Consider the following 19,594-nt stretch of genomic DNA (forward strand, 5'->3'; position numbering starts at 1 on the left):
GGCGGCTCCGGCGTACCGGACGGGACGGCACATTCGTACGTGCCGGAAGTTATCCACAGGACGCGACGCAATCTTGACGGAGCGGTGCGAACGGGGCGACTCTGGGCGGGTGCCGGAAGGCCTCGGGGAGGGGGCTTTCCCACGGCACATCTGGGGGGCGGATGGCCATAGGGGAGGCCGGTCCGGGTTCGGTGCGGCATGGTGCACAGCCGAAGCGGCTGGAAGAGACCATGCGTGTCCGGCTCGGCCGGGAATGCGTGTACGTGCCGTCGTGCCGTTTCGGGCTGTACGTGGCGCTGCGCCACTGGTGCCCGCCCGGCGGACGGGTGCTGATGTCGCCGGTCAACGACGACGTGATCTTCTTCGTCGTGCTCGCGGCCGGACTGCGGCCGGTGCAGGCGCCGTTGAACCCGCTCGACGCGTCCATCGACATCGATGCCGTGCCGGACGAGATGTGGGGCTCGGTGTCCGCCGTGCTCACGACGAACCTGTACGGCAATCCGGACCCGGCGCCGCGCCTGAGACAGAAGTGCGACGCGCTGGGGATCCCGCTGTTCGAGGACGCGGCGCACGCGATCGGCAGCCGGGTGGGGGACCGGCCGGTCGGGGCGTGGGGCGAGGCCTCAGTGTTCAGCCTGTCCAAGCACGTCGGGGCCAAGGCCGGAGGCATGCTCTCGCTCGCCGATCCCGGGCTGCGGGAGGCGGTGGAGAAGACCTGCGCCGGGCTGCTCGCGCCGCGCCGGACGAGCGCCGAACTCGCCTACCTGGTCCGCCCGTACGCGGAGGCGGCGGTGCGCGGGCTGCGGCTGCGGCGCGCCGCCTGGGCCACGGTCCGGCTGCTGGGTCTCGCGGACCGCGAGGAGATCCGGATGCCGCTGCGCCCGGACGAACTCGCCCTCGCCGCCCGCGAGACGCCCGGGCTCGACGCCCACCACCCGTGGCTGCGCGTCGACATGCACGACTACCGCCTGGAGCCCGGCCGGCTGCGGCTGCGGCGCATCGGGCACAAGCTCGACCGGCTGGACGACGTCCTGGACGCCTGCCGGGCGGGCACTCAGCTGCTGCTGTCCACGCCCTGGGCCAAGCCGCGCGACGCCTACGGCACGCAGCCGTTGTTCCGTGTGCCGCTGTTCGTGGCCGACCGGGACGCGGCCGCCGCCGCCCTGGCGCGACAGGGCATCGTCGTCGGCTACCTCTACGACCCGCCCCTGGACGACTACGCCGGTGCGGAGTTCACCGACCCCTCGCCGACCCCCGAGGCGGCCCGCTGGTTCGCGCGGCACGCGCTGCCCGTGGACCCGCTGCGGGCGCGGACGGTCGTCGAGGTGCTGGAGCGGTCCGGGGCGCGCCCGGTCCGGGCGCCGGGAGAGCTGCCCGGGAGCAGGCCGACACCGGGAGGGCTGGGACGGTCCCGTGACTGAGATCCAGGTGCACGAGCCCGCCGCCGCGCGCACCGACGGCGGCGGACCGAAGCCTGCCGGCAGCGACCACACCCACGACTCGCTGTTCAAGAACGCCTACTTCCTCATGCTCAGCACCGGCGTCTCCGCCGTACTGGGCCTGGGATTCTGGCTGGTGGCCGCCCGCTACTACACGGAGGAGGCCGTCGGCCAGGGCTCGGCCGCGATCGCCGCGATGCGGCTGCTCGCCAGCATCACGGCGACGACGATGATCGGCGCCGTCGTCCGCTTCGTCCCGCGGGCGGGACGGGAGACCGGGCGCCTGGTGTGGGGCACGTACGTGGCCAGTTCGCTGGTCGTGGCGCTCGCCGCCGCCGTCTTCCTGCTCACGCTCGACGCGTGGGGAGCGTCGTACGCCCCGCTGGGCACACCCATGGCGGGGGCGGTGTTCGTCGCGGCGTGCGTGGCCTGGGCGCTGCTCACCCTCCAGGACGGGGTGCTCACCGGACTGCGCAAGGCGGAGTGGGTGCCCGCCGGGAACGCGGTGTTCTCGGGCGGGAAACTGATCCTCCTGGCCGTCTTCGCCGGCACGCTGCCCGTCCTGGGCATCTTCGTCTCCTGGGCGGTGGCGATCGCCTTCTCCACCCTGCCGCTGGGCTGGCTGATCTTCCGCCGGCTCATCCCGCGCCAGGCGGAGGCCGACGGCGACAAAGAGCCCCCGAACATCAAGGACATGGGCCGCTTCCTGGCCGGGGACTCGCTGGGCGCCCTGTTCAGCCTGGCGATGATCAACCTGCTGCCGGTGATGGTCGCGGTCCGCTTCAGCGCCGCCGAGAACGGCTACTTCTACGTGGCCTACACCGTCGGCGGCACGATGGAGTTCATGGCCATCAACATGGCCTCGTCGCTCACCGCGCACGCCTCGCACGACCCCCGCCAGCTCGCCGACGGTGTCCGGGGCGCCCTGCGGCGCATGACGCTGCTGCTGGTCCCGGTCGTGCTGGTGCTGGTCGTCTTCGCCCCACAGATCCTCACGCCCTTCAGCCCGGACTACGCCGAGCACGGCTCGACCGTGCTGCGGCTGCTCGCCCTCGGCGCACTGCCGCGAGTCGTGGTGGAGCTCTACATCGGCGTACTGCGCGTCCAGGGGCGCACAGGTGTGCTGGCCGTGCTCCAAGGTGCCATGTGCGCCCTGGTGCTGGGCAGCGCGGCGGTGCTGTTCACCCCGTCCGGGATCGCGGGCGCCGGCTGGGCGGTGCTGCTGAGCATGACCCTGATCTCCGTCGTCTCCATGGCAGGGCTGCGCGCGGCCCTGCGCCACGACGACGGCGCGCCCGCCGCCCGGACGCCCGCCGCCCCCTCCTACGGCACCCGCTGGGCGAAACTCAACGCCACCGCCGGATACGGCACGACCTGGGCCCGCCGGGCCGCCTACCAGCCCAAGGACGGCGACCAGGACACGGTCACGCTCTTCATAGGGCGTCCCGGCTACGAGCGCGAGGCACTGCAGGCGGACACGCTGGCGCTGATCGTGCGGCCGGAGGGGCCGACCAGGGAACCACCGCCCCACGAGCCCGGGGCACCGGACCGGGAGCCGCAGGAGCGGCGGCTGAGAGGCGCCCTGTGGAGCCTGCTCGGGGTCGCCGTCGTGTTCTTCTGGGCGCCGCTGCGGGACCTGCCGTGGCTCGACGGCGCCTCCGCAGCGGACCTGACCGGGCGCCGGCTGCTGGAGGGCCTGCCCCTGCCGTCGCTCACCGCGGGCGGCCTGCTGCTCGTGGTGTTCACCGCCGCCGTCACGCTGAGCACCCGGCGCGACCCGTGGCTGCCCGGCACGGCGCTGGGCGCCGCCCTGCTCGCCCTGTACGCCGCACCGGCCGCCCTCGGACGGGAACCGCGGCCGGTGGACGGGGCGTTGTATGAGAAGACGGCCGGCTTCCTGGCGGACGCGGTGGGGCTCGACGGGCCCGAGCCGCTGCTGCGCTGGGCACCGCCGGTCTGCCAGCTGCTGTGTCTCGTACCGCTGGGGCTGCTGCTCGCGAGCGCGGGCGGCCGGCTGACGTGGCCGGGGCGCTGGGGGGTTCTGTATCTCGTCGCGGTCGGCGGCTGGGTGTGGCGCGATGCGCTCGCACCGGTCGCGCCGCCCCTGCTCGTCGCCCTCACGCTGCTCCTGCTGCTCCACCGCGCCGCGTCGGCGTGGACGCGCTCCCGCTCCACCGCTTCCATAGCCTCCACCGCCTCCACCGCCTCCACCGCCTCCACCGCCTCCACCGCCTCCACCGCCGACCCAACGGCCGACGGCCCACCGAGCGGCCCACCCCGCGACTAGTCAGACCCGAAGCCGAGACCGATCCGAGCGCAGGGCCGAACAGAGGCCGAACAGAGCCGACCAGAGCCGAAGAGAGCAACCGCCAGGGGGGAACCACCGTGCGTCCGCCAGTCACACCGAAGGAGAGATCCACGCCAGAACCCACACCCGCACGGGACGGCGCCAACACCCCCGGCAGCGGCCCCGAGACGGCCAGCCAGGCCTCCAGCCCCTCCTCCTCGGAGTCGTCGAGCCCCGCCCATGAGCCCGTGACGGATCGGTCCGACCCGCCCCCCGCCCGGCCCGGGCGCCGCGCGCTCGCCTGGCCCGGTGTTCCCCTGCTCGTCGCGCTCGCGCTCTGGGCGTACGCCATGCGGCACACCGACGTCTCGCGGCTCGACGACTACGGGCTGGTCAGCACGCTGCCCCCGACCTTCTGGGCCGGGCTCGTGGTGCTCACCACCGGCTTCTGGTTCACGGTCCGCGACGCGCGCCGGCCGGGCGCCTGGTCGGCGGCGTACGTGCTCGGTCTGCTGGTGATGGAGCGGGCCACGCAGGCCGTGCTCTATCCGACGCCGCTGTACGCCTGGGCGTGGAAGCACGAGGCGGTCATCGACCACCTGCTGACGGCCGGCGGTCTGCAGACGGCCGATCAGGTCGGCGACATGGCGGTGTACGACCAGTGGCCCGGCTTCTTCGCCGCGCAGGCGGCCCTGCAACGGCTGCTGGGCGTGGACTCGGCGGCGATGTTCATGGCCTGGTGGCCCCTGGTCTCCAGCCTGATGCTGCTGCTCCCGCTGCTGCTGATCTACCGCACCTTCACCGAGGACCGGCGGCTGATCTGGTCCGCGGTCTGGCTCTTCTACGTCGGCAACTGGGTCGGGCAGGACTACTTCTCGCCCCAGTCGGTGGCGTACGCGCTGCATGTCGGCGTCCTGGCCGTCGTCCTGCGCCGCTTCGGCCGGTCCGCGGTGCGGCGCGGGCGGCCCCGGCAGGCCGTGTGGACGGTGGTGATCACCGTCATGATCGTGGCGATCGTCATCTCCCACCAGCTCACCCCGGGCATGCTGGCCGTCTGCCTGCTCGCCCTGTGCCTGAGCCGCCGCTACCGCGACTGGGTCCCGCTGGTCACGACCGTCGTGATCTTCCTGGCCTGGTGCCTCACGGCCGCGCTGCCCTTCCTGTCCGCGGCGATGCCGGACATGATCCGCTCCATCGGTGACGTCGGCGCCAACGTCGAGACGGGCTACGGCGCCACCCCGACCGGCACCGGAGCCATCGCGACCTCCTGGGCGGCCCGGCTGCTGTCCGGGTCCGTCCTGCTGCTCGCGGCCGTCGGCGTGCTGCGCCAGCGGGTACTGCGCCACCGTGCTCGGCCGCTGCTGCTGGTCGCGGCGGCCCCGCTGCCGATGTTCGCGGCGAGCAGCTACGGCAGCGAGATGATCTTCCGGGTGCTGCTGTTCATGCTGCCCGGCGCCGCGTTCTTCGCCGCCGCCGCGATCCTGCCCAAGGTCCGCACACTGGCCGCCGACGCCGCCGCGCAGGCGGCCGGCAACCGGCAGGCCACCGGTCTCGCCAAGGTCCGCCGGTGGGGCCTCGGCACCTGGGTGCCGCTGGCCGCGCTGCTCGGCGGAACCCTGGCGTTCGTCCCCGCCTACTCAGGCAAGGACCGGATCAACTACTTCCCGCCGCAGGAAGTGGCCCTCGTACGGCAGCTCTTCGACCAGGCACCCGACGGCTCACTGGTCGTGGCCGCCAACCGCAACTACCCGGACGCGTACGCCTCCTACTGGAGCGTCGACCACTACTGGTTCCTCGACGACGCCCGCAGCCACGTCGACCGGATCGTCAGCAGACCCGCCGCCACCCTCGCCAGCGACATGGCCGGAGTGGAGCGACCGGCCCGTGCCTACTTCCTGCTCACCCAGGGGCAGCTGGCCAACTCGGAGATGAACGGACAGCTCACGCGGGCGCAGCTGGACCGCATCCAGCGGTCCGTCGCCGCCTCGCCGCGGTTCGAACTCGTAGCGGAGAACGGCGCCGGATGGCTCTACGTACTGAAGCAGTCAGGGGGAGCGGAGCGATGACACCGCAGGAACTCGTGGTCCGGATGCTGCCCCCGTTCGGCGGCTGGCTGGCCCTGGCCGCGCTCGCCCTGCCCGGCGGATCGCCGCTGCGGGGCGCCGCGGTCGTGCTCTTCCTGGCGGCGGGCCCGGGCGCGGCCGTGGTCAGAGTCTGCGCCCCCGCCCTGGGGGTGCGGGCCGCCGAAGGGCCCGTGGAGCGCCGGGATCCGGACTTCGCCCGCCACTCCGACCTGCTGGAGCGGCTGATGCTGACGCTGTTCCTGAGCATGGGCGCCGTGATGCTCGTCGCGACCGTGCTGATCGCCACGCACACCTTCAGCGCGCAGCGGGTGCTGCTGACGCTGACGCTGCTGACCACACTCGCCGCGTTCTGTCCGCAGCTGCGCGCCTCCCCGCCGGCGAGGACGACGCCGAGGACACCGAAGGGTTCCGCTCAGTGAGGTTCAACCGCCCCCACCGTCCCTTTCGCCGCGACCCCGACACGGCCGGACAGCACCGCAAACCACCCGGAGGACAGCCGGCCCGCGGCCCGTTCGCGTCGAGCCGGCGTCGGCTGCTGATCACGTCCGCCACGGTGGTCAGCGCGGTCCTGGTCGCCGTACTCGCCCTCCGGGACGCCTCCGGGCCGGATTCGGGAGCCGCCGGTTCCGACGCCGACTGCCGCCCCACGGCCCTCCTGGAACCGCCCTGTGGCGCCTGGTTCGGGGCGTTCGTGCCGCACGAGCGGGACGACCTGCCGGAGAAGGTGCGCGCCTACGAGAAGCGGGTCGGCCGCGAACTCGACATCGTGTACACGTACCACGACATGTCCCTGCCCGAGGGCACCCGCCGCGAGGGCGCGCTGCTCACCCCGGAGGAGCAGCGCGTCGGTGAGGACCACCTGCTGCTGCTCTCCTGGGAGAGCAAGTGGTGGGGCGGCACGAAGAAGCAGCAGCCGACCTGGAGGCAGATCGCGGCCGGCGAGCTGGACGACAAGGTCATCGACGTCCAGGCCCGGCGCATCAAGGACTACGGCAAGAAGGTGTTCCTCTCCTTCGACCTGGAGATGGACACCCGCACCCCGGCCAACGGCACGCCGGCCGACTTCGTGAAGGCCTACCGGCACATCCACGACCGGTTCCGCGAACTCGGCGTGGACAACGTGGTGTGGACGTGGATCACCACCGGCTACCTCGACCACGCCGACGAGATCAAGAAGATGTACCCGGGCGACGACTACGTCGACTGGATCGGCTACAACCAGTACAACTACTACCGCTGTCACGACGCGGGCTGGCTGACCTTCGCGCAGACCCAGAACTCCACGCACGACTGGATCCGCGCGAACATCTCCGACGACAAGCCGCTGATGCTCTCCGAGTTCGGCACCGCTGCGGACACGGCCCGTCCGCAGCGCCAGGCCGAGTGGTACGCGCAGGTGCCCGGGGTGCTGAAGGGCCTGGAGGGCGTCAAGGCCGCCCTCCAGTGGAACTACCGCGACCCCGGACCGCACTGCAACCTGGCCTTGGCCAACGACGCGGCCTGGGACAGCCTGCGCAAGGCGGTCGCCGACCCGTACCTCAACCAGCCGCTGAAGTAGCTCAGGCAGGGGCCGGTCCGCTCGGCCGGGGTCAGCCCGCTCAGTCGGGGTCAGCCCGCGAACTCGGGCCCGTGCACCACCGCACGGGCCCGCCGGTACCAGCGCCACGCGATCGTCTTCGGCCCGTCGCGGTACGGCGCCACCCGTGCGCCCGCCCCCGCCAGCCAGCCCTCGATGTCGGCGACGGTGTGGGTGCGCCGGACGATGAGCCGGGCGATGCGGTACCGCTCGTCGCGGTCGGAGCTGAGTGCGTGCCGTACGGCGGTCGCCGTCTCGTAGCCGGCCCGGGCCGACATGGCCCGCACCCGGGGGCTGTTGTAGCCGTGCGGGTAGGCGAGGTGGCGGATCTCGTGCCCGAGGGCGTCCTCCAGTACGGCCTTGGAGGTGCGCAGTTCGTACGCCAGAGCCTTGGCGGACAGGGTGTCGAGCTGTGCGTGTGTGACGGTGTGGCTGCCGATCTCCATGCCGGAACGTTCCAGCTCCGCCGCCCGGTCCAGGGTCATCATCGCAGCGGGCGGCAGCAGACTGCGGCCGCCCGGGGCGATGGCGCCGGTGGTGAGGTAGGCGGTGGCGGGCAGCCCGCGTTCGGCCAGGGCCTCGGCGGTGGGGCCGGGCAGATCGGCGAACCCGTCGTCGAAGGTGAGCAGCACGGGCCGGGGCGGCAACGGAGCCCGCCCGGCCAGCTGATCGGCGATCGCGCTGATGGTGACGGGCGTACGCCCACTGCGGACCACGGCATCGAGATGCGCGGCGAACTGCTTCGGCGAGACCGTGAACTCGGCGATCCAGTCCGGCGGATCGTCCATGACGGAGTGGTACAGGAAGACGGGGATGGCGGGAGCACCGCCACCCCCCGGCCCCCCACCCGCCCCAGCGGAGGCCCCGGCCACACCGTCCGGCCTCGCGGGGACCCTGGCCACCCCCGTCGTGGCCCCGGCCACCCTGTCCGGGCTTCTGCCCGGCCTCGAGGCACCGCTCCCACCCCCCGTCGTGGCCCCGGCCGCCCTGTCCGGGCTTCCGCCCGGCCTCGCGGCACCGCTCCCACCCCCCGCGACTATCCGGCCCTCGCCGTCCTGCGCCTGCGCGCCCCGGCCCGTCCGGTCTCTGCCGTCGCCCTGTCCCTCGCCTTCGCCCCGGGCGCTCGTCGACGTCCTCATCTCGCCCCCCGAACAGTCGCGCGCAGCGTCCGCCGCGCCTTCAGATAGCCGACCGGGCCGTACAGCATCCCCCTGCGCTGCAACCGCGACAGCCGCCGCGGCCAGGGATGCGTCCGCACGTCGTGATCGCCCGGCGTGCCGCCGCCCTCCGTCTCGCGTACGGCCGTCAGCGTGCGGGCGTGGGCGAGACCGCGGGGCAGCCTCGCGAGGAACGCCGGCAGCAGCGCGGGCCGGTTCACGAGCACCGCGGTGAGGTAGGCGGTGAGTCCGGCGCCGTAGCCGTACGCCTGGGTCTCCAGGTCCCGCCAGGTCTCCCGGTGGTGGTGCCACACCAGGGCGTACGGCGTGTAGCGCAGCCGGTGGCCCTGGGCCAGGACGCGCACGAAGCCGTAGAGGTCGTCACCGCCCCGGGCGGCCGTCCCGGCGCCGGTGGCCGGGTCGAAACCGCCGACGGAACGCAGCACCACCGTCCGGAACGCCATGTTCGCGCCCGACCCGAACCGCCCGGCGGTGAACGGGAACAGCGGCTCGTCGCCCGGCGGACACGCCGGGTCGTACGTCCTTGGAGTGAAGCCCTTCGCGAAGCCGCCGTGGCTCTCCAGCAGTACCTGGGCCGGAGTGGTCAGCCGCGCGGGCAGGATCAGCCCGGTGCTGCACCCGAGCCCGGCGTCGGCGGCGAAGGGCGCGCTCAGCTCGGTCAGCCAGCGTGGATCGGCGACCACGTCGTCGTCGGTGAAGGCGACCACCTCGCCGCGCACGGCGTCCAGCCCCGCGTTGTGCGCGCCTGCGAGCCCCGGAACAGGCTCACAGACGTACCGCACGCGCTCGGCGTACTTCCGCTCGATCAGCTCCCGCGTCTCGCTCGTGACGGGCGCGTTGTCCACGACGACGATCTCGAACCGCGGATGGTCCTGCGCCAGCAGCGAGTCCAGCGCCCGGGCCAGCTGCCCGGCCCGCTCCCGGGTCGCGACGACGACACTCGTGAACGGCGCCACCGAGGGTTCGCCGAAGACGGCCGGCCCGCACTCCGCCCGCGCCCGCTCCGCCAGCACGGCTCTGGGATCCGCTCCCCGCGGCACCCGCCCGAGCAGCGTGCCCACGGGTCGGCCACCCCTCCTGACCAGCACGAACACCTCTCCGTGCGTCACCGGCGGGCTCCCCGGACCGGGTCTGAGCACCGCCGCGTCACCGTCGAGGTCCAGTTCGGCGACCTGCACCGCCCCGATGTCCAGGAACCGCCGTATCTCCTCCTGCGCACGCGCCGAACGGGCCATGCGCCCACCCCCCTTGTGTGTCAGGTACGGCGCAGCCGAGCCGCGCCCTTCAGCGTCCGCGCGGCCAGCGACGCGAGCCGAGGCCTGCTGCGGACGAAGCTGTGCGCGCGGCGCGCCGGCTCGCGGCTCAGCCAGTGCAGCGCCGCGCCGGCACCCGGCCGGGTCACCGCGCCCTCGTACACGGGCAGTTCGCCCGTCTTCAGCGCGTCCTTGTACTCGGCCGCGCCCCGCCCCAGGTCGAGCATGCCGATGCCGTCTGCGGCCGCCGCCTCGGCCATGCGCAGGTGCAGCACCAGACCCGGCGAGAACTTCGCGAACTCCGGGGCGTAGGCAGGAAACCAGCAGGCCAGCACGGAGGCCGAACGCAGCCCGAAGTGCGCGGCGACGGGCCGCTGACCGGCGTACAGCACGGACAGCGTGCCGCTGCACTCCGGCGCCCGGGTGCGGGCCAGCTGCCCGACGAGCCGGGTGATCCACTCCTGGGCGAACCGGTCCCGGCGGCCGGTCCTGCGGTACTGCGCGGACTTCCACTCCATGAGCGTGCGCAGCGCGGCCGGGTCGCGTTCGTCGAACACGAACCGCAGCTCGCCGGCCTGCCGGCCCAGCTTGCGCTCCTTGGCCAGGGTGGTCTTCAAAAACTTCGGCGACTGCGCCCGCAGCACCGACTCGTACGTCTCGTAGCCCTTCTCCACGTCGATGACGTAGGTGGCGTGCTCCTCGGACGCGTACCGGACGAACAGCCGTTGCTCGGCCTCCAGGTTGTCGAAGGCGAAGCTCGACACCGAGCAGGCCCTCAGCAGCCGGCCCGTCTCCAGGTCCAGGCCCGACCGCAGGATCGCGCCCTGCGCGTCCGAGACGCCGAGCCCGATCGCCCAGCCCTGCCCCAACGGGCCCCGCTCATAAGGCAGGAAGCCGGCCGGTTCCGTCCCCTCGTACACCACGGCGACCCGGGCCCCCGGCCTGACCCGGCCGACGGCTTGGGTGAACTCCGGCTCCATGAAGGGATTGCGCGGTGCTCCGCAGGCCGCGCGCAGCGCACGCCAGCACTCCCTCTCCCCTTCGCCGAGCTCCCCGGGCCCCGCCACGCGAATGCGCCCACTGCTCAACCTGACCCCCCGATCAAGTCCCCCCTGGACACTTGGAAGGTACCGCTCGATGCGCCCCCACGGGTAGGTAGCGGAGCATGTTGTTGCCAACCGGTGCAGAGGCCTTCAACCGGGCAATCGGCATCCGTCGTGCGATGAAACGAAGGGGCGCGCTGTCCGTATTCTCTGATCATGGCCGCACCCATCGCATATTCACTCATCGCCACCGATCTGGACGGGACGCTGCTGCGCGGCGACGACACCCTCTCCGACCGGTCTCTCGCCGCGCTCGCGCGGGTGGCGGACGCCGGTGCCCAGCACCTCGTGGTGACGGGCCGGCCGGCGCCGAGAGTGCGGCCGCTCCTGGACGACCTCGGATGCACGGGGCTCGCGGTGTGCGGGCAGGGCGCGCAGGTGTACGACGCCGGCGCGGACCGGCTGCTGTGGTCCATCACGTTGGACAGGGAGCTGGCCGAGACCGCCCTCGGCAAGATCGAGGCCGAGGTGGGGCAGGTGTACGCGGCGGTCGACCAGGACGGGGTCGACGGGCTCACGCTGATCGAGCCGGGCTATCTGATGCCGCACCCGACCCTGCCCGCCGTACGGGTCGACCGGCGCGACGAGCTGTGGGGCGAGGCCATCAGCAAGGTGCTGCTGCGGCATCCCCATCTGTCGGACGACGAGTTGGCGGCCACGGCCCGCTCGGTGGTCGGCTCACTGGCGACGGTGACGATGTCGGGGCCCGGCACGGTCGAGCTCCAGCCGTGCGGGATCACCAAGGCGACGGGCCTGGCGCTGGCCGCCGAGCATCTGGGGCTGCGGCCGGCGGACACCATCGCCTTCGGCGACATGCCCAACGACATCCCGATGTTCGACTGGGCCGGCCACGGCGTCGCGATGGCCAACGCCCATCCCGAACTCAAGGCCGTGGCCGACGAGGTCACCCTGTCGAACGAGGACGACGGCATCGCCGTCGTCCTCGAGCGACTGCTGGGCGGGTCGGCTCAGTACGGGCCGTTGACGTTGTCGATCGAGCCGTAGCGGTCGGCCGCGTAGTTGCAGGCCGCCGTGATGTTCGCGACCGGGTCGTACGGGTCCCACGACGTGCCGTCCACGTGGTAGGCCTGGAAGGTCGGGTCGATGGTCTGGAGCAGGCCCTTGGACGGGGTGCCCTTGGCGGCGTTGGAGTCCCAGTTGTTGATCGCCTGGGGGTTGCCGGACGACTCGCGCATGACGTTGCGGTAGATGCCGTCGTAGGACCCGGGGATCCCCTTCTGCGCCATGATGTCCAGCGCCTCGCGGATCCACCCGTCCAGGTTGTCCGCGTAGGTCTTCGCGGAGGCCTGGGTGGCCTGGGCGACACCGCCGGCGGGCTTCGCGGCCGGCTTGGCGGGGGCGGACGACTGGGTCGCCGTCTTCTTCGCGACACCCGTCTTGGTGGTCTTCACCGTCAGCTTCAGACCCGGGTGGATCAGCTTCGGGTCGTCGCCGACGGTGGCGCGGTTGTCCTTGTAGAGCTGCTTCCAGCCGCCCGGGACGTCGTACTTGTCCGCGATGCGGTAGAGCGAGTCGCCCTTGGTCACGGTGTACGTGAGGGACTTGGCGGGCTGGGCCGCCTGCGGTACGGACTGTGCGGCGGCGGGTGCGCTCTGGGGCTCGGCGGCGCTCGCGTGGGTGGCGCCGAGGAGCGGAAGGGTGAGTGCGGCTCCGCCGGTTCCGGCGGCGATGAAGCCTCGGGTCAGCGGGTTGGTTCTGGGGCGACGGTGCTTGCCTCGTCCGGCCATGGCTTTGTTCCTCTCCGGCGCCTACGAGGTGAGCTGTCGGGTTCGGGCCGGGAGGTGCCCGGCCGCGTACGGCGCTGTGTGCCGTGCGCGGCTTCACCCCGAGCCGTGCCGCTGTGCGGACCGGCGACTTACCTGGGTCCCCCGCTCCTGCCCTGCGTGAGTGAGTCGGTTCCGGTGGGGAGTCCGGGCGGCGGCAGGATTAGGCGTCCGCCGGACAGGCCCGGAACGTATGCGAGAGCACATGTCGGGAACAAGCACCTCAGTCACATATCGCGCGGTTGACCTTGGTCGGGGGTGTTTGGGCCGCTTGATCCTTTGCGGCAGCCAAGGCTCAACTGGCGTCAGCGGGAAGGCGGTAGGGGCCGGAGTGGAGGTGAGGCGGAAAAGGGGGACAAGTGATTCAACTCACTGATCACGAATCGATAGGGCAATTTCCGCCAAGGGGAATTCACCTACCTATCACGGCAAATCGTGCATAGTCCGCTACCTTTGGGTAAGTCGATAAATATCTGTTCTTATGGGTTGATCGAAAACATAACGGTCGTGATCGGATACCGCCCGGCCTGTAACCACGGGCGCTGGCGGTGATCGAAACGTGACCGGATACGCTGACTCGAGTGAGGGCAGCGACCTATCGACAATCCGCGTAATCACCGGCAGACACAGCAGACAGGAGACCCCTCGTGACCGACGTCGGGCCGTTCGGGCTGAGCGTGCGGGACCAGGCTCTGGAAGCCGATGTCCAGGCCGGACTGGTGGCTGTCGAGGAAGGCTTGCTCGAGGCCACCAAGAGCGAGGTGCCCTTCATCACGGAGGCCGCCCAGCACCTGGTACGGGCCGGCGGCAAGCGGTTCCGCCCGCTGCTCGTGATGCTCTCCGCCCAGTTCGGTGACCGGTACGCACCCGGGATCGTGCCGTCGGCCGTCGTCGTGGAGCTGACCCACCTCGCCACGCTGTACCACGACGACGTGATGGACGAGGCCGCCGTGCGCCGCGGCGTCGCGAGCGCGAACACCCGCTGGGGCAACTCCGTCGCGGTCCTCACCGGCGACTTCCTCTTCGCCCGCGCCTCGCACATCCTGGCCGACCTCGGCCCGGAGGCCGTGCGGGTGCAGGCCGAGGCGTTCGAGCGCCTGGTGACCGGCCAGATCCTGGAGACGGCCGGACCGCAGGACGGCCGGGACCCCGTCGAGCACTACCTGGACGTGCTGGGCGGCAAGACCGGCTCGCTGGTCGCCGTGTCGTGCCGGTTCGGCGCGATGATGTCCGGCGCCGACGAGACGGTCGTGCACGTCCTGACCCAGTACGGCGAGCGGCTCGGCGTCGCCTTCCAGCTCGCGGACGACGTCCTGGACATCGCCTCCGACTCCCACGAGTCCGGCAAGACCCCCGGCACCGACCTGCGCGAGGGCATCCCCACGCTGCCGGTGCTGCGGCTGCGCGAGCGGGCGGCCCGGCTCGGGCGCGCCGAGGACATCGCCCTGTGCGAGCTGCTCGACTCCGACCTCGCCGACGACGAACGGCACGCCGAGGCCCTGCGCCTGCTGCGGGCCCACCCGGCTCTGGAGCAGGCCCGGCAGGACACCGTCCGCTACGCCCAGGACGCCCGCTCGTCGCTGGCGCCCCTGCCGGAGTGCACCGCGAAGACGGCGCTCCTGGAGCTGTGCGACGCGGTGGTGCACCGGGCCGGCTAGCACCTCTTCCCCGCACGACCCCTACGGGTCGGGGGAGAAGCCGCCCTTCCATGTCATACCCCAGCAGTACACGGAGTTGAGCCCGGGGTCTGACGTATCTGCCTGGCAGATTTGGTCAGATGGACACCACGGAAAACACCACTCCTCACCTGTTCGGGTGAGAATGGCGGCTCAGGGACGAGTGCGTGGACGACACGGCAGCCGCCGCCGACCATGGAGGTAGGGCACACATGGCACCGTACGGATCCGACGACAGCACGACCGCCGGGGAGGTCGACGAGCAGCGCTCCGGGCGGCGCAAAGCCGCGCGGTACATCGTCCCGGTCACGGTGATCGGGGTGGCGGCCGCCACGATCGGGCTGGTCCCCGCACTCGCCGACTCCGGCGACCCCGACCTCCCGAAGATCACCGCCCAGCAGCTCATCGAGAAGATCGCCAAGTCGGACGTGCAGCAGGTGTCCGGCACGGTGAAGATCAGCACCGACCTCGGCCTGCCGAACCTCGGCGGCCTGGAGTCCGGCCTGCTGTCCGGTGCCGCGGGCCAGGGCGAGGGCGACTCCTCCGCCGACCCGACGGCCAAGCTGGCCGAACTGGCCTCCGGCACGCACACCCTGCGCGTCGCCGCCGACGGCCCGGACCGGCAGAAGCTGTCGCTGCTGGAGAACGCGGCCGAGTACAGCGTCATCCACAACGGCAAGGACGTCTGGGGCTACGACAGCAAGTCCAACGAGGTCTACCACGGCACCTCCTCCGAAAGCCCGGAGCGCGGGAAGGACCGGCAGCCGCCGGCCATGCCCAAGGACTTCGCCGAGGAGGCCCTGAAGGCGGTCGACGGCACGACGTCCGTGACCGTGGACGGCACGGCCCAGGTCGCCGGCCGGGACGCCTACAAGCTGGTCGTCAAGCCGAAGCAGTCCGGCTCGACGGTCGGCGCGATCACCGTGGCCGTGGACGCGAAGACCGGCATGCCGCTGAAGTTCACGCTGACCCCGGCGAGCGGCGGCGCGGCCGTCGTCGACGCGGGCTTCACGAAGGTGAGCTTCGCCGAGCCGGCCGCCTCGACCTTCGACTTCACCCCGCCCAAGGGCGCGAAGGTCACCGAGGAGAAGGACGCCCACAAGGCCTCGGACGAGACTCCGCGCAAGGCACCCGGCAAGGCCTTCGACCTGGGTGAGGCGCCGGGCCACGCTCCGAAGGACGGGGAGGACTTCGGCAAGGGCCTCGCCGGCCTCGACGGAATGAAGACCATCGGCGAGGGCTGGAACGCCATAGCCACCTTCGACACCGGCGGCGAGGGCGTGCCCTCCGGCGGGACCGGCGGCGACCTCGGCGGCTTCATGGACTCGCTCGGCGACAAGGTCCACGGCACGTTCGGCTCGGGCACGGTCTTCTCGACCCGCCTGGTCAACGCCCTCATCACGGACGACGGCAAGGTCTACGCCGGCCTGGTCACCAAGGACGCGCTCGTGAAGGCGGCCGACGCCGGGAAGTAAGTCCCGTAGGCCTACGGGGCGTCGACAGAACGAGGAAGCCGATGGGCGATGTGTCCGCCACGGAACCGGAGCAGCGGGACACGCGGGCCGAAGCCGGGGAACCGGTCATCGCCACCCGCGCGCTCACCAAGCGCTACCGCGGCGGACAGCTCGCCGTCGACGGTCTCGACCTGACCGTCCCGGCGGGCAGCGTCTTCGGCTTCCTCGGCCCCAACGGCTCCGGCAAGACCACCACCATCCGCATGCTGATGGGTCTCATCGAGCCCACCTCCGGCACGGCCCGGGTGCTCGGGCAGCCCATGCCCCGGGCCACCCGCGCCGTGCTGCCGCACGTCGGCGCCCTCATCGAGGGCCCGGCCCTCTACGGCTTCCTCTCCGGCCGCGACAACCTGATCCGCTACGACAGCGCCGACCCGGCCGCCGACCCGCGCACCCGGCGGACCCGGGTCGCCTCGGCCCTGGACCGGGTGGGCCTGACGGCCGCCGCGGGCAAGAAGGCCAAGGCGTACTCCCTGGGCATGAAACAGCGCCTCGGCCTCGCGGCCGCCCTGCTCCGGCCGCGCCGGCTGCTCGTGCTGGACGAGCCGACCAACGGCCTCGACCCGCAGGGTATGCGCGAGATCCGCACCCTCGTGAGGGAACTGGCCTCGGACGGCACGACCGTCTTCCTCTCCTCCCACCTCCTCGACGAGATCGAGCAGGTCTGCACGCACGCGGCCGTGATGGCGCAGGGCCGGCTGATCACGCAGGGCCCGGTCGCCGAGCTGTCCGCCGGGGCGCGCGGCCGGCTGGTGGTGAGCACGCCGGACCCGGCCGAGGCGGCCCGGGTGCTGAAGGAGCAGGGCGTCGGCGACCTGGTCGTGTCCGACGGCCGGGTGACCGGCGAACCACCGGACCGCGACCTCGCCGAGGTGAACGCCGCGCTGGTGACGGCCGGGGTCCGGGTGCGCGGCTTCACGGTCGAACGCGCCTCGCTGGAGGACGCGTTCGTGGCGCTGACGGGGGAGGGCTTCGATGTCGCGGGCTGAAGTCGTGGAGTCCGTACGGCCGGTGAGCCCGCTGTGGACCTTCGGGCTGCTGCGCAACGAGCTCGTCACCACCTTCCGGCGCTGGCGCACGCTCGCGCTGCTGGCCGTGCTGGCGGGCGTGCCGATCCTCATCGGCATCGCCGTCAGGATCGAGACGGGCGACGGCTCGTCGCCCGGCGGCGGGGGCGGCGGAGGACCGGCCTTCATCTCGCAGATCACCAACAACGGCCTGTTCCTCGTCTTCACCGCCCTGGCCGCCACGCTCCCGTTCTTCCTGCCGATGGCGGTCGGTGTCGTCGCGGGCGACGCGATCGCCGGGGAGGCCGGCTCCGGCACACTCCGCTATCTCCTGGTCGCCCCGGCCGGCCGCGGCCGCCTGCTGCTCACCAAGTACGCGACGGTCGTCCTCTTCTGCCTGGCCGCCACGCTCGTGGTCACCGTCTCGGCGCTGACGGTCGGCGCGCTGCTCTTCCCGCTGGGGGACCTGACGACCATCTCCGGGACGCGGATCGGCTTCGCCGAGGGCCTGGGCAGAGCCCTGCTGATCGCTCTGGCCGTCGCCGCGTCACTGATCGGCGTCGCCGCGCTCGGCCTGTTCGTCTCGACCCTGACGGGCAGCGGCATCGCGGCGATGGCGACGACCGTCGGCCTGCTGATCACGGTCCAGATCCTCGACCAGATCCCGCAACTGCACGCCCTCCAGCTGTACTTCTTCTCCCACTACTGGCTCTCCTTCGCCGATCTCATGCGCGAGCCGGTGTACTGGGACGACCTGGCGAAGAACCTCGGCCTCCAGGCCCTGTACGCGGCGGTGTTCGGGTCGGCGGCGTGGGCGCGCTTCACGGCGAAGGACATCACGGCCTAGCGCGCCCCGTCCTCGTACAGGAACCGGGCGAGCGGTGCCTCCTGCTCGAAGAAGGTCTTGGCGCGGGTCAGTGCCGCGTCGTCGGTCAGCACGTCACCGGGCTTGCTGCCGTTGCCGAGCAGCACCCCGCCGAAGCGCATCCCCATGTACGCGGCCGAGTTGTGGAGCGTCCCGACGAGCGGGTCGGCCACCACCTCCTGCGTGTGCGCGAGGGCGGTGACGCCCCACAGGGTGCGGCCGGCCAGGGTCGTCTTGAAGTCGAGGCCCGGCGTGCGCAGCCAGCCCGACCAGTAGTCGAGGTAGCGCTTGGTCTGCGCGGAGACCGAGTACCAGTACAGGGGCGAGACGATCACGATGTCCGTCGCCGCGAGCGTGGCGTCGAGCAGCCGGGCCACGTTGCCCTCGGTCGGGCGGACGTGGTCGCTGTCGTGCCGCAGGTCCTCGAAGTCCGGTACGGGGAGCTCGGTGAGATCGATCCACTCCTGTTCGAAGTCCCGGGGCAGTTGCTCGGCGGCCCGTCGGGCCAGCAGTTCGGAGTTGCCCTCGGCGCGAGCGCTGCCCAGGACGAAAAGGAAACGACGGGTCATGGATACCCCTCCAGAAACTCGGCGTACATCAATTACACGCGTGTGCATCTTATGCGTACGCAAGTAAATGTGCCAGGGGTTTCCTCAGGGGGTGCGCATCAGTGGTTCCGCCGGGGCCGTCAGCCCCCCGCGCGTTGCTCCGCCTCCCGCGCCACGGCCAGCAGCAGCGCCTCCCGGCCCGGCGGCGCCACCAGCTGCAGACCGGCCGGGCAGCCGTCGCCGTCGAAGCCCGCGGGCAGGCTCAGCGCAGGGTGTCCACTGAGGTTGAACGCCCAGGTCAGAGAGGTGGAGTAGCGGGCCCCGGGTCCCTCGTGGCCGTGTGGGGCGGTGGGTGCCGTGGGGGTCAGCAGCAGCTCGGCGTCGGCGAACAGCCCGGCGAGCCGCCGGTCGTTCGCCGCCCGGACGCGCCCGGCCCCGGCCAGGTCGGCACCGGGAGCACGCAGGGCGAGCCAGGCCGGCCCGGGGTCCGCCAGCCGCAACGGCCTCCGAGGCCGTACGAGCCGTACGACCCCCGCCGCCACGAGCCGCTCCACGGCCGCCCGGGCCAGCGCGACGGGCTCCGGGTCGGGTCCGGCGAAACCGAGATCGGGAGACCAGACCGCGGTGACGGGGAGAGCCGCCCCGGCCGGCGCCGGCTCCTCGGACACCACCGCCCACCACAGCCCGGCGTCCGCCGCGGAGCGGGCGAGCACCCCGGGAACGGCGAGTCCCGTACGGTCGCCCGACGGCAGCCGTCCACTCGTCGTCTTCAGACCGACCACCCCGCACCACGCCGCCGGGATCCGCACCGAACCGGCCCCGTCGCCACCCGTCGCCAGCGGCACCAGCCCGGCCGCCACGGCCGCCGCGGCCCCGGCCGACGAGCCGCCCGGCGTACGGTCGGCCCGCCACGGGTTGACGGTCCGCCCCCGGGCCCCGAGCCCCCACGTCTGCCAGGGCGTCCCCGGCCCGGGCACGGAAGTCGCCCCCACGGCCACACAACCGGCCGCGAGCAGCGGACCCGCCCCGCGCAGCCCGTGCCGGCCCTTCACGGCGACCGGCACACCCGCCAGCGGCAGGGGCGGATCCGCGCCCCGCCCGTCGAGCCGCGCGTCCACCTCACCCGCCCGCCGCAACGCCTCCTCGCCCCACACCTCGACGAACGCGCACAACTGCGGATCGGCCCGCTCGATCCGGGCCAGGGCCGCCGCGACGACGTCCGTCGCGCGCAGCTCCCGGGCCCGTACGCCCGCCGCGATCTCCCGGGCCGACAGGGGCAC

General features: G+C 72.4%; 16 protein-coding genes and 1 riboswitch. Of the genes, 10 read left to right on the top strand and 6 right to left on the bottom strand.

The window, feature by feature from the left end:
• Nucleotides 1-161 precede the first annotated feature (161 nt).
• The 5 genes from CEB94_RS23805 (at nucleotide 162) to CEB94_RS23825 (ending at nucleotide 7,368) form a co-directional block, all read left to right on the top strand.
• A complete protein-coding gene (locus CEB94_RS23805; RefSeq protein WP_175434149.1) occupies nucleotides 162-1,421 on the top strand; it encodes a DegT/DnrJ/EryC1/StrS family aminotransferase in 1,260 nt (419 codons plus the stop codon).
• Entirely contained in the window at nucleotides 1,414-3,726 is a 2,313-nt protein-coding gene (locus CEB94_RS23810; RefSeq protein ID WP_246111896.1) for a lipopolysaccharide biosynthesis protein, read from the top strand. The genes CEB94_RS23805 and CEB94_RS23810 overlap by 8 nt, the downstream gene beginning before the upstream one ends.
• Nucleotides 3,727-3,974: 248 nt before the next feature.
• Nucleotides 3,975-5,792, top strand: a complete 1,818-nt coding sequence (locus tag CEB94_RS23815; protein WP_175437133.1) for a glycosyltransferase — start codon at nucleotides 3,975-3,977, stop codon at nucleotides 5,790-5,792.
• A complete protein-coding gene (locus tag CEB94_RS23820; RefSeq protein ID WP_175434150.1) occupies nucleotides 5,789-6,229 on the top strand; it encodes a hypothetical protein in 441 nt (146 codons plus the stop codon). Before CEB94_RS23815 ends, CEB94_RS23820 begins: the two co-directional genes overlap by 4 nt.
• Nucleotides 6,226-7,368 carry a glycosyl hydrolase gene (locus CEB94_RS23825; RefSeq protein ID WP_246111897.1) on the top strand — a complete coding sequence of 381 codons (1,143 nt, stop codon included), beginning with the start codon at nucleotides 6,226-6,228 and terminating at the stop codon, nucleotides 7,366-7,368. Before CEB94_RS23820 ends, CEB94_RS23825 begins: the two co-directional genes overlap by 4 nt.
• Before the next feature lie 50 nt (nucleotides 7,369-7,418).
• On the opposite strand, the gene CEB94_RS23830 is transcribed toward CEB94_RS23825, so the two are convergent.
• The 3 genes from CEB94_RS23830 to CEB94_RS23840 all read right to left on the bottom strand — a co-directional run bounded on the left by CEB94_RS23830 (nucleotide 7,419) and on the right by CEB94_RS23840 (nucleotide 10,905).
• On the bottom strand, nucleotides 7,419-8,174 hold the full coding sequence (locus tag CEB94_RS23830) for a polysaccharide deacetylase family protein (protein ID WP_175434151.1): 756 nt from the start codon (nucleotides 8,172-8,174) through the stop codon (nucleotides 7,419-7,421).
• A gap of 347 nt (nucleotides 8,175-8,521) precedes the next feature.
• The gene (locus tag CEB94_RS23835; RefSeq protein ID WP_175434152.1) at nucleotides 8,522-9,799 is read right to left on the bottom strand and encodes a glycosyltransferase family 2 protein; all 1,278 of its coding nucleotides are present in this window, start codon (nucleotides 9,797-9,799) and stop codon (nucleotides 8,522-8,524) included.
• A gap of 20 nt (nucleotides 9,800-9,819) precedes the next feature.
• Complete coding sequence (locus CEB94_RS23840; RefSeq protein WP_175434153.1) at nucleotides 9,820-10,905, bottom strand: GNAT family N-acetyltransferase; 1,086 nt, start codon at nucleotides 10,903-10,905, stop codon at nucleotides 9,820-9,822.
• Nucleotides 10,906-11,076: 171 nt separating this feature from the next.
• On the opposite strand from CEB94_RS23840, the gene CEB94_RS23845 reads away from it, so the two are divergent.
• Nucleotides 11,077-11,925 carry an HAD family hydrolase gene (locus tag CEB94_RS23845; protein ID WP_175434154.1) on the top strand — a complete coding sequence of 283 codons (849 nt, stop codon included), beginning with the start codon at nucleotides 11,077-11,079 and terminating at the stop codon, nucleotides 11,923-11,925.
• Here CEB94_RS23845 and CEB94_RS23850 read toward each other — a convergent pair.
• Complete coding sequence (locus CEB94_RS23850) at nucleotides 11,889-12,668, bottom strand: transglycosylase SLT domain-containing protein (RefSeq protein ID WP_175434155.1); 780 nt, start codon at nucleotides 12,666-12,668, stop codon at nucleotides 11,889-11,891. The genes CEB94_RS23845 and CEB94_RS23850 overlap by 37 nt on opposite strands.
• Nucleotides 12,669-12,671: 3 nt before the next feature.
• A riboswitch (cyclic di-AMP (ydaO/yuaA leader) is annotated at nucleotides 12,672-12,841 on the bottom strand.
• Between the two features lie 510 nt (nucleotides 12,842-13,351).
• On the opposite strand from CEB94_RS23850, the gene CEB94_RS23855 reads away from it, so the two are divergent.
• The 4 genes from CEB94_RS23855 (at nucleotide 13,352) to CEB94_RS23870 (ending at nucleotide 17,748) form a co-directional block, all read left to right on the top strand.
• Nucleotides 13,352-14,362 (top strand): polyprenyl synthetase family protein, encoded by a 1,011-nt coding sequence (locus CEB94_RS23855; RefSeq protein ID WP_175434156.1) that lies wholly within the window; start codon nucleotides 13,352-13,354, stop codon nucleotides 14,360-14,362.
• 230 nt (nucleotides 14,363-14,592) lie between these two features.
• Nucleotides 14,593-15,855, top strand: coding sequence for a LolA family protein (locus tag CEB94_RS23860; protein ID WP_175434157.1), 1,263 nt, complete (start codon nucleotides 14,593-14,595; stop codon nucleotides 15,853-15,855).
• A 41-nt stretch (nucleotides 15,856-15,896) separates the two neighbouring features.
• Nucleotides 15,897-16,883, top strand: a complete 987-nt coding sequence (locus CEB94_RS23865; protein WP_175434158.1) for an ABC transporter ATP-binding protein — start codon at nucleotides 15,897-15,899, stop codon at nucleotides 16,881-16,883.
• Complete coding sequence (locus CEB94_RS23870; protein ID WP_175434159.1) at nucleotides 16,870-17,748, top strand: ABC transporter permease; 879 nt, start codon at nucleotides 16,870-16,872, stop codon at nucleotides 17,746-17,748. The genes CEB94_RS23865 and CEB94_RS23870 overlap by 14 nt, the downstream gene beginning before the upstream one ends.
• Here the strand turns inward: CEB94_RS23870 and CEB94_RS23875 are convergent.
• Nucleotides 17,745-18,335, bottom strand: coding sequence for a flavodoxin family protein (locus CEB94_RS23875; protein WP_175434160.1), 591 nt, complete (start codon nucleotides 18,333-18,335; stop codon nucleotides 17,745-17,747). The two genes, CEB94_RS23870 and CEB94_RS23875, sit on opposite strands and share 4 nt — an antisense overlap.
• Nucleotides 18,336-18,454: 119 nt before the next feature.
• The gene (locus CEB94_RS23880; protein ID WP_175434161.1) at nucleotides 18,455-19,594 is read right to left on the bottom strand and encodes an amidase; all 1,140 of its coding nucleotides are present in this window, start codon (nucleotides 19,592-19,594) and stop codon (nucleotides 18,455-18,457) included.

It is taken from the genome of Streptomyces hawaiiensis, assembly GCF_004803895.1.
Classification (GTDB): domain Bacteria; phylum Actinomycetota; class Actinomycetes; order Streptomycetales; family Streptomycetaceae; genus Streptomyces; species Streptomyces hawaiiensis.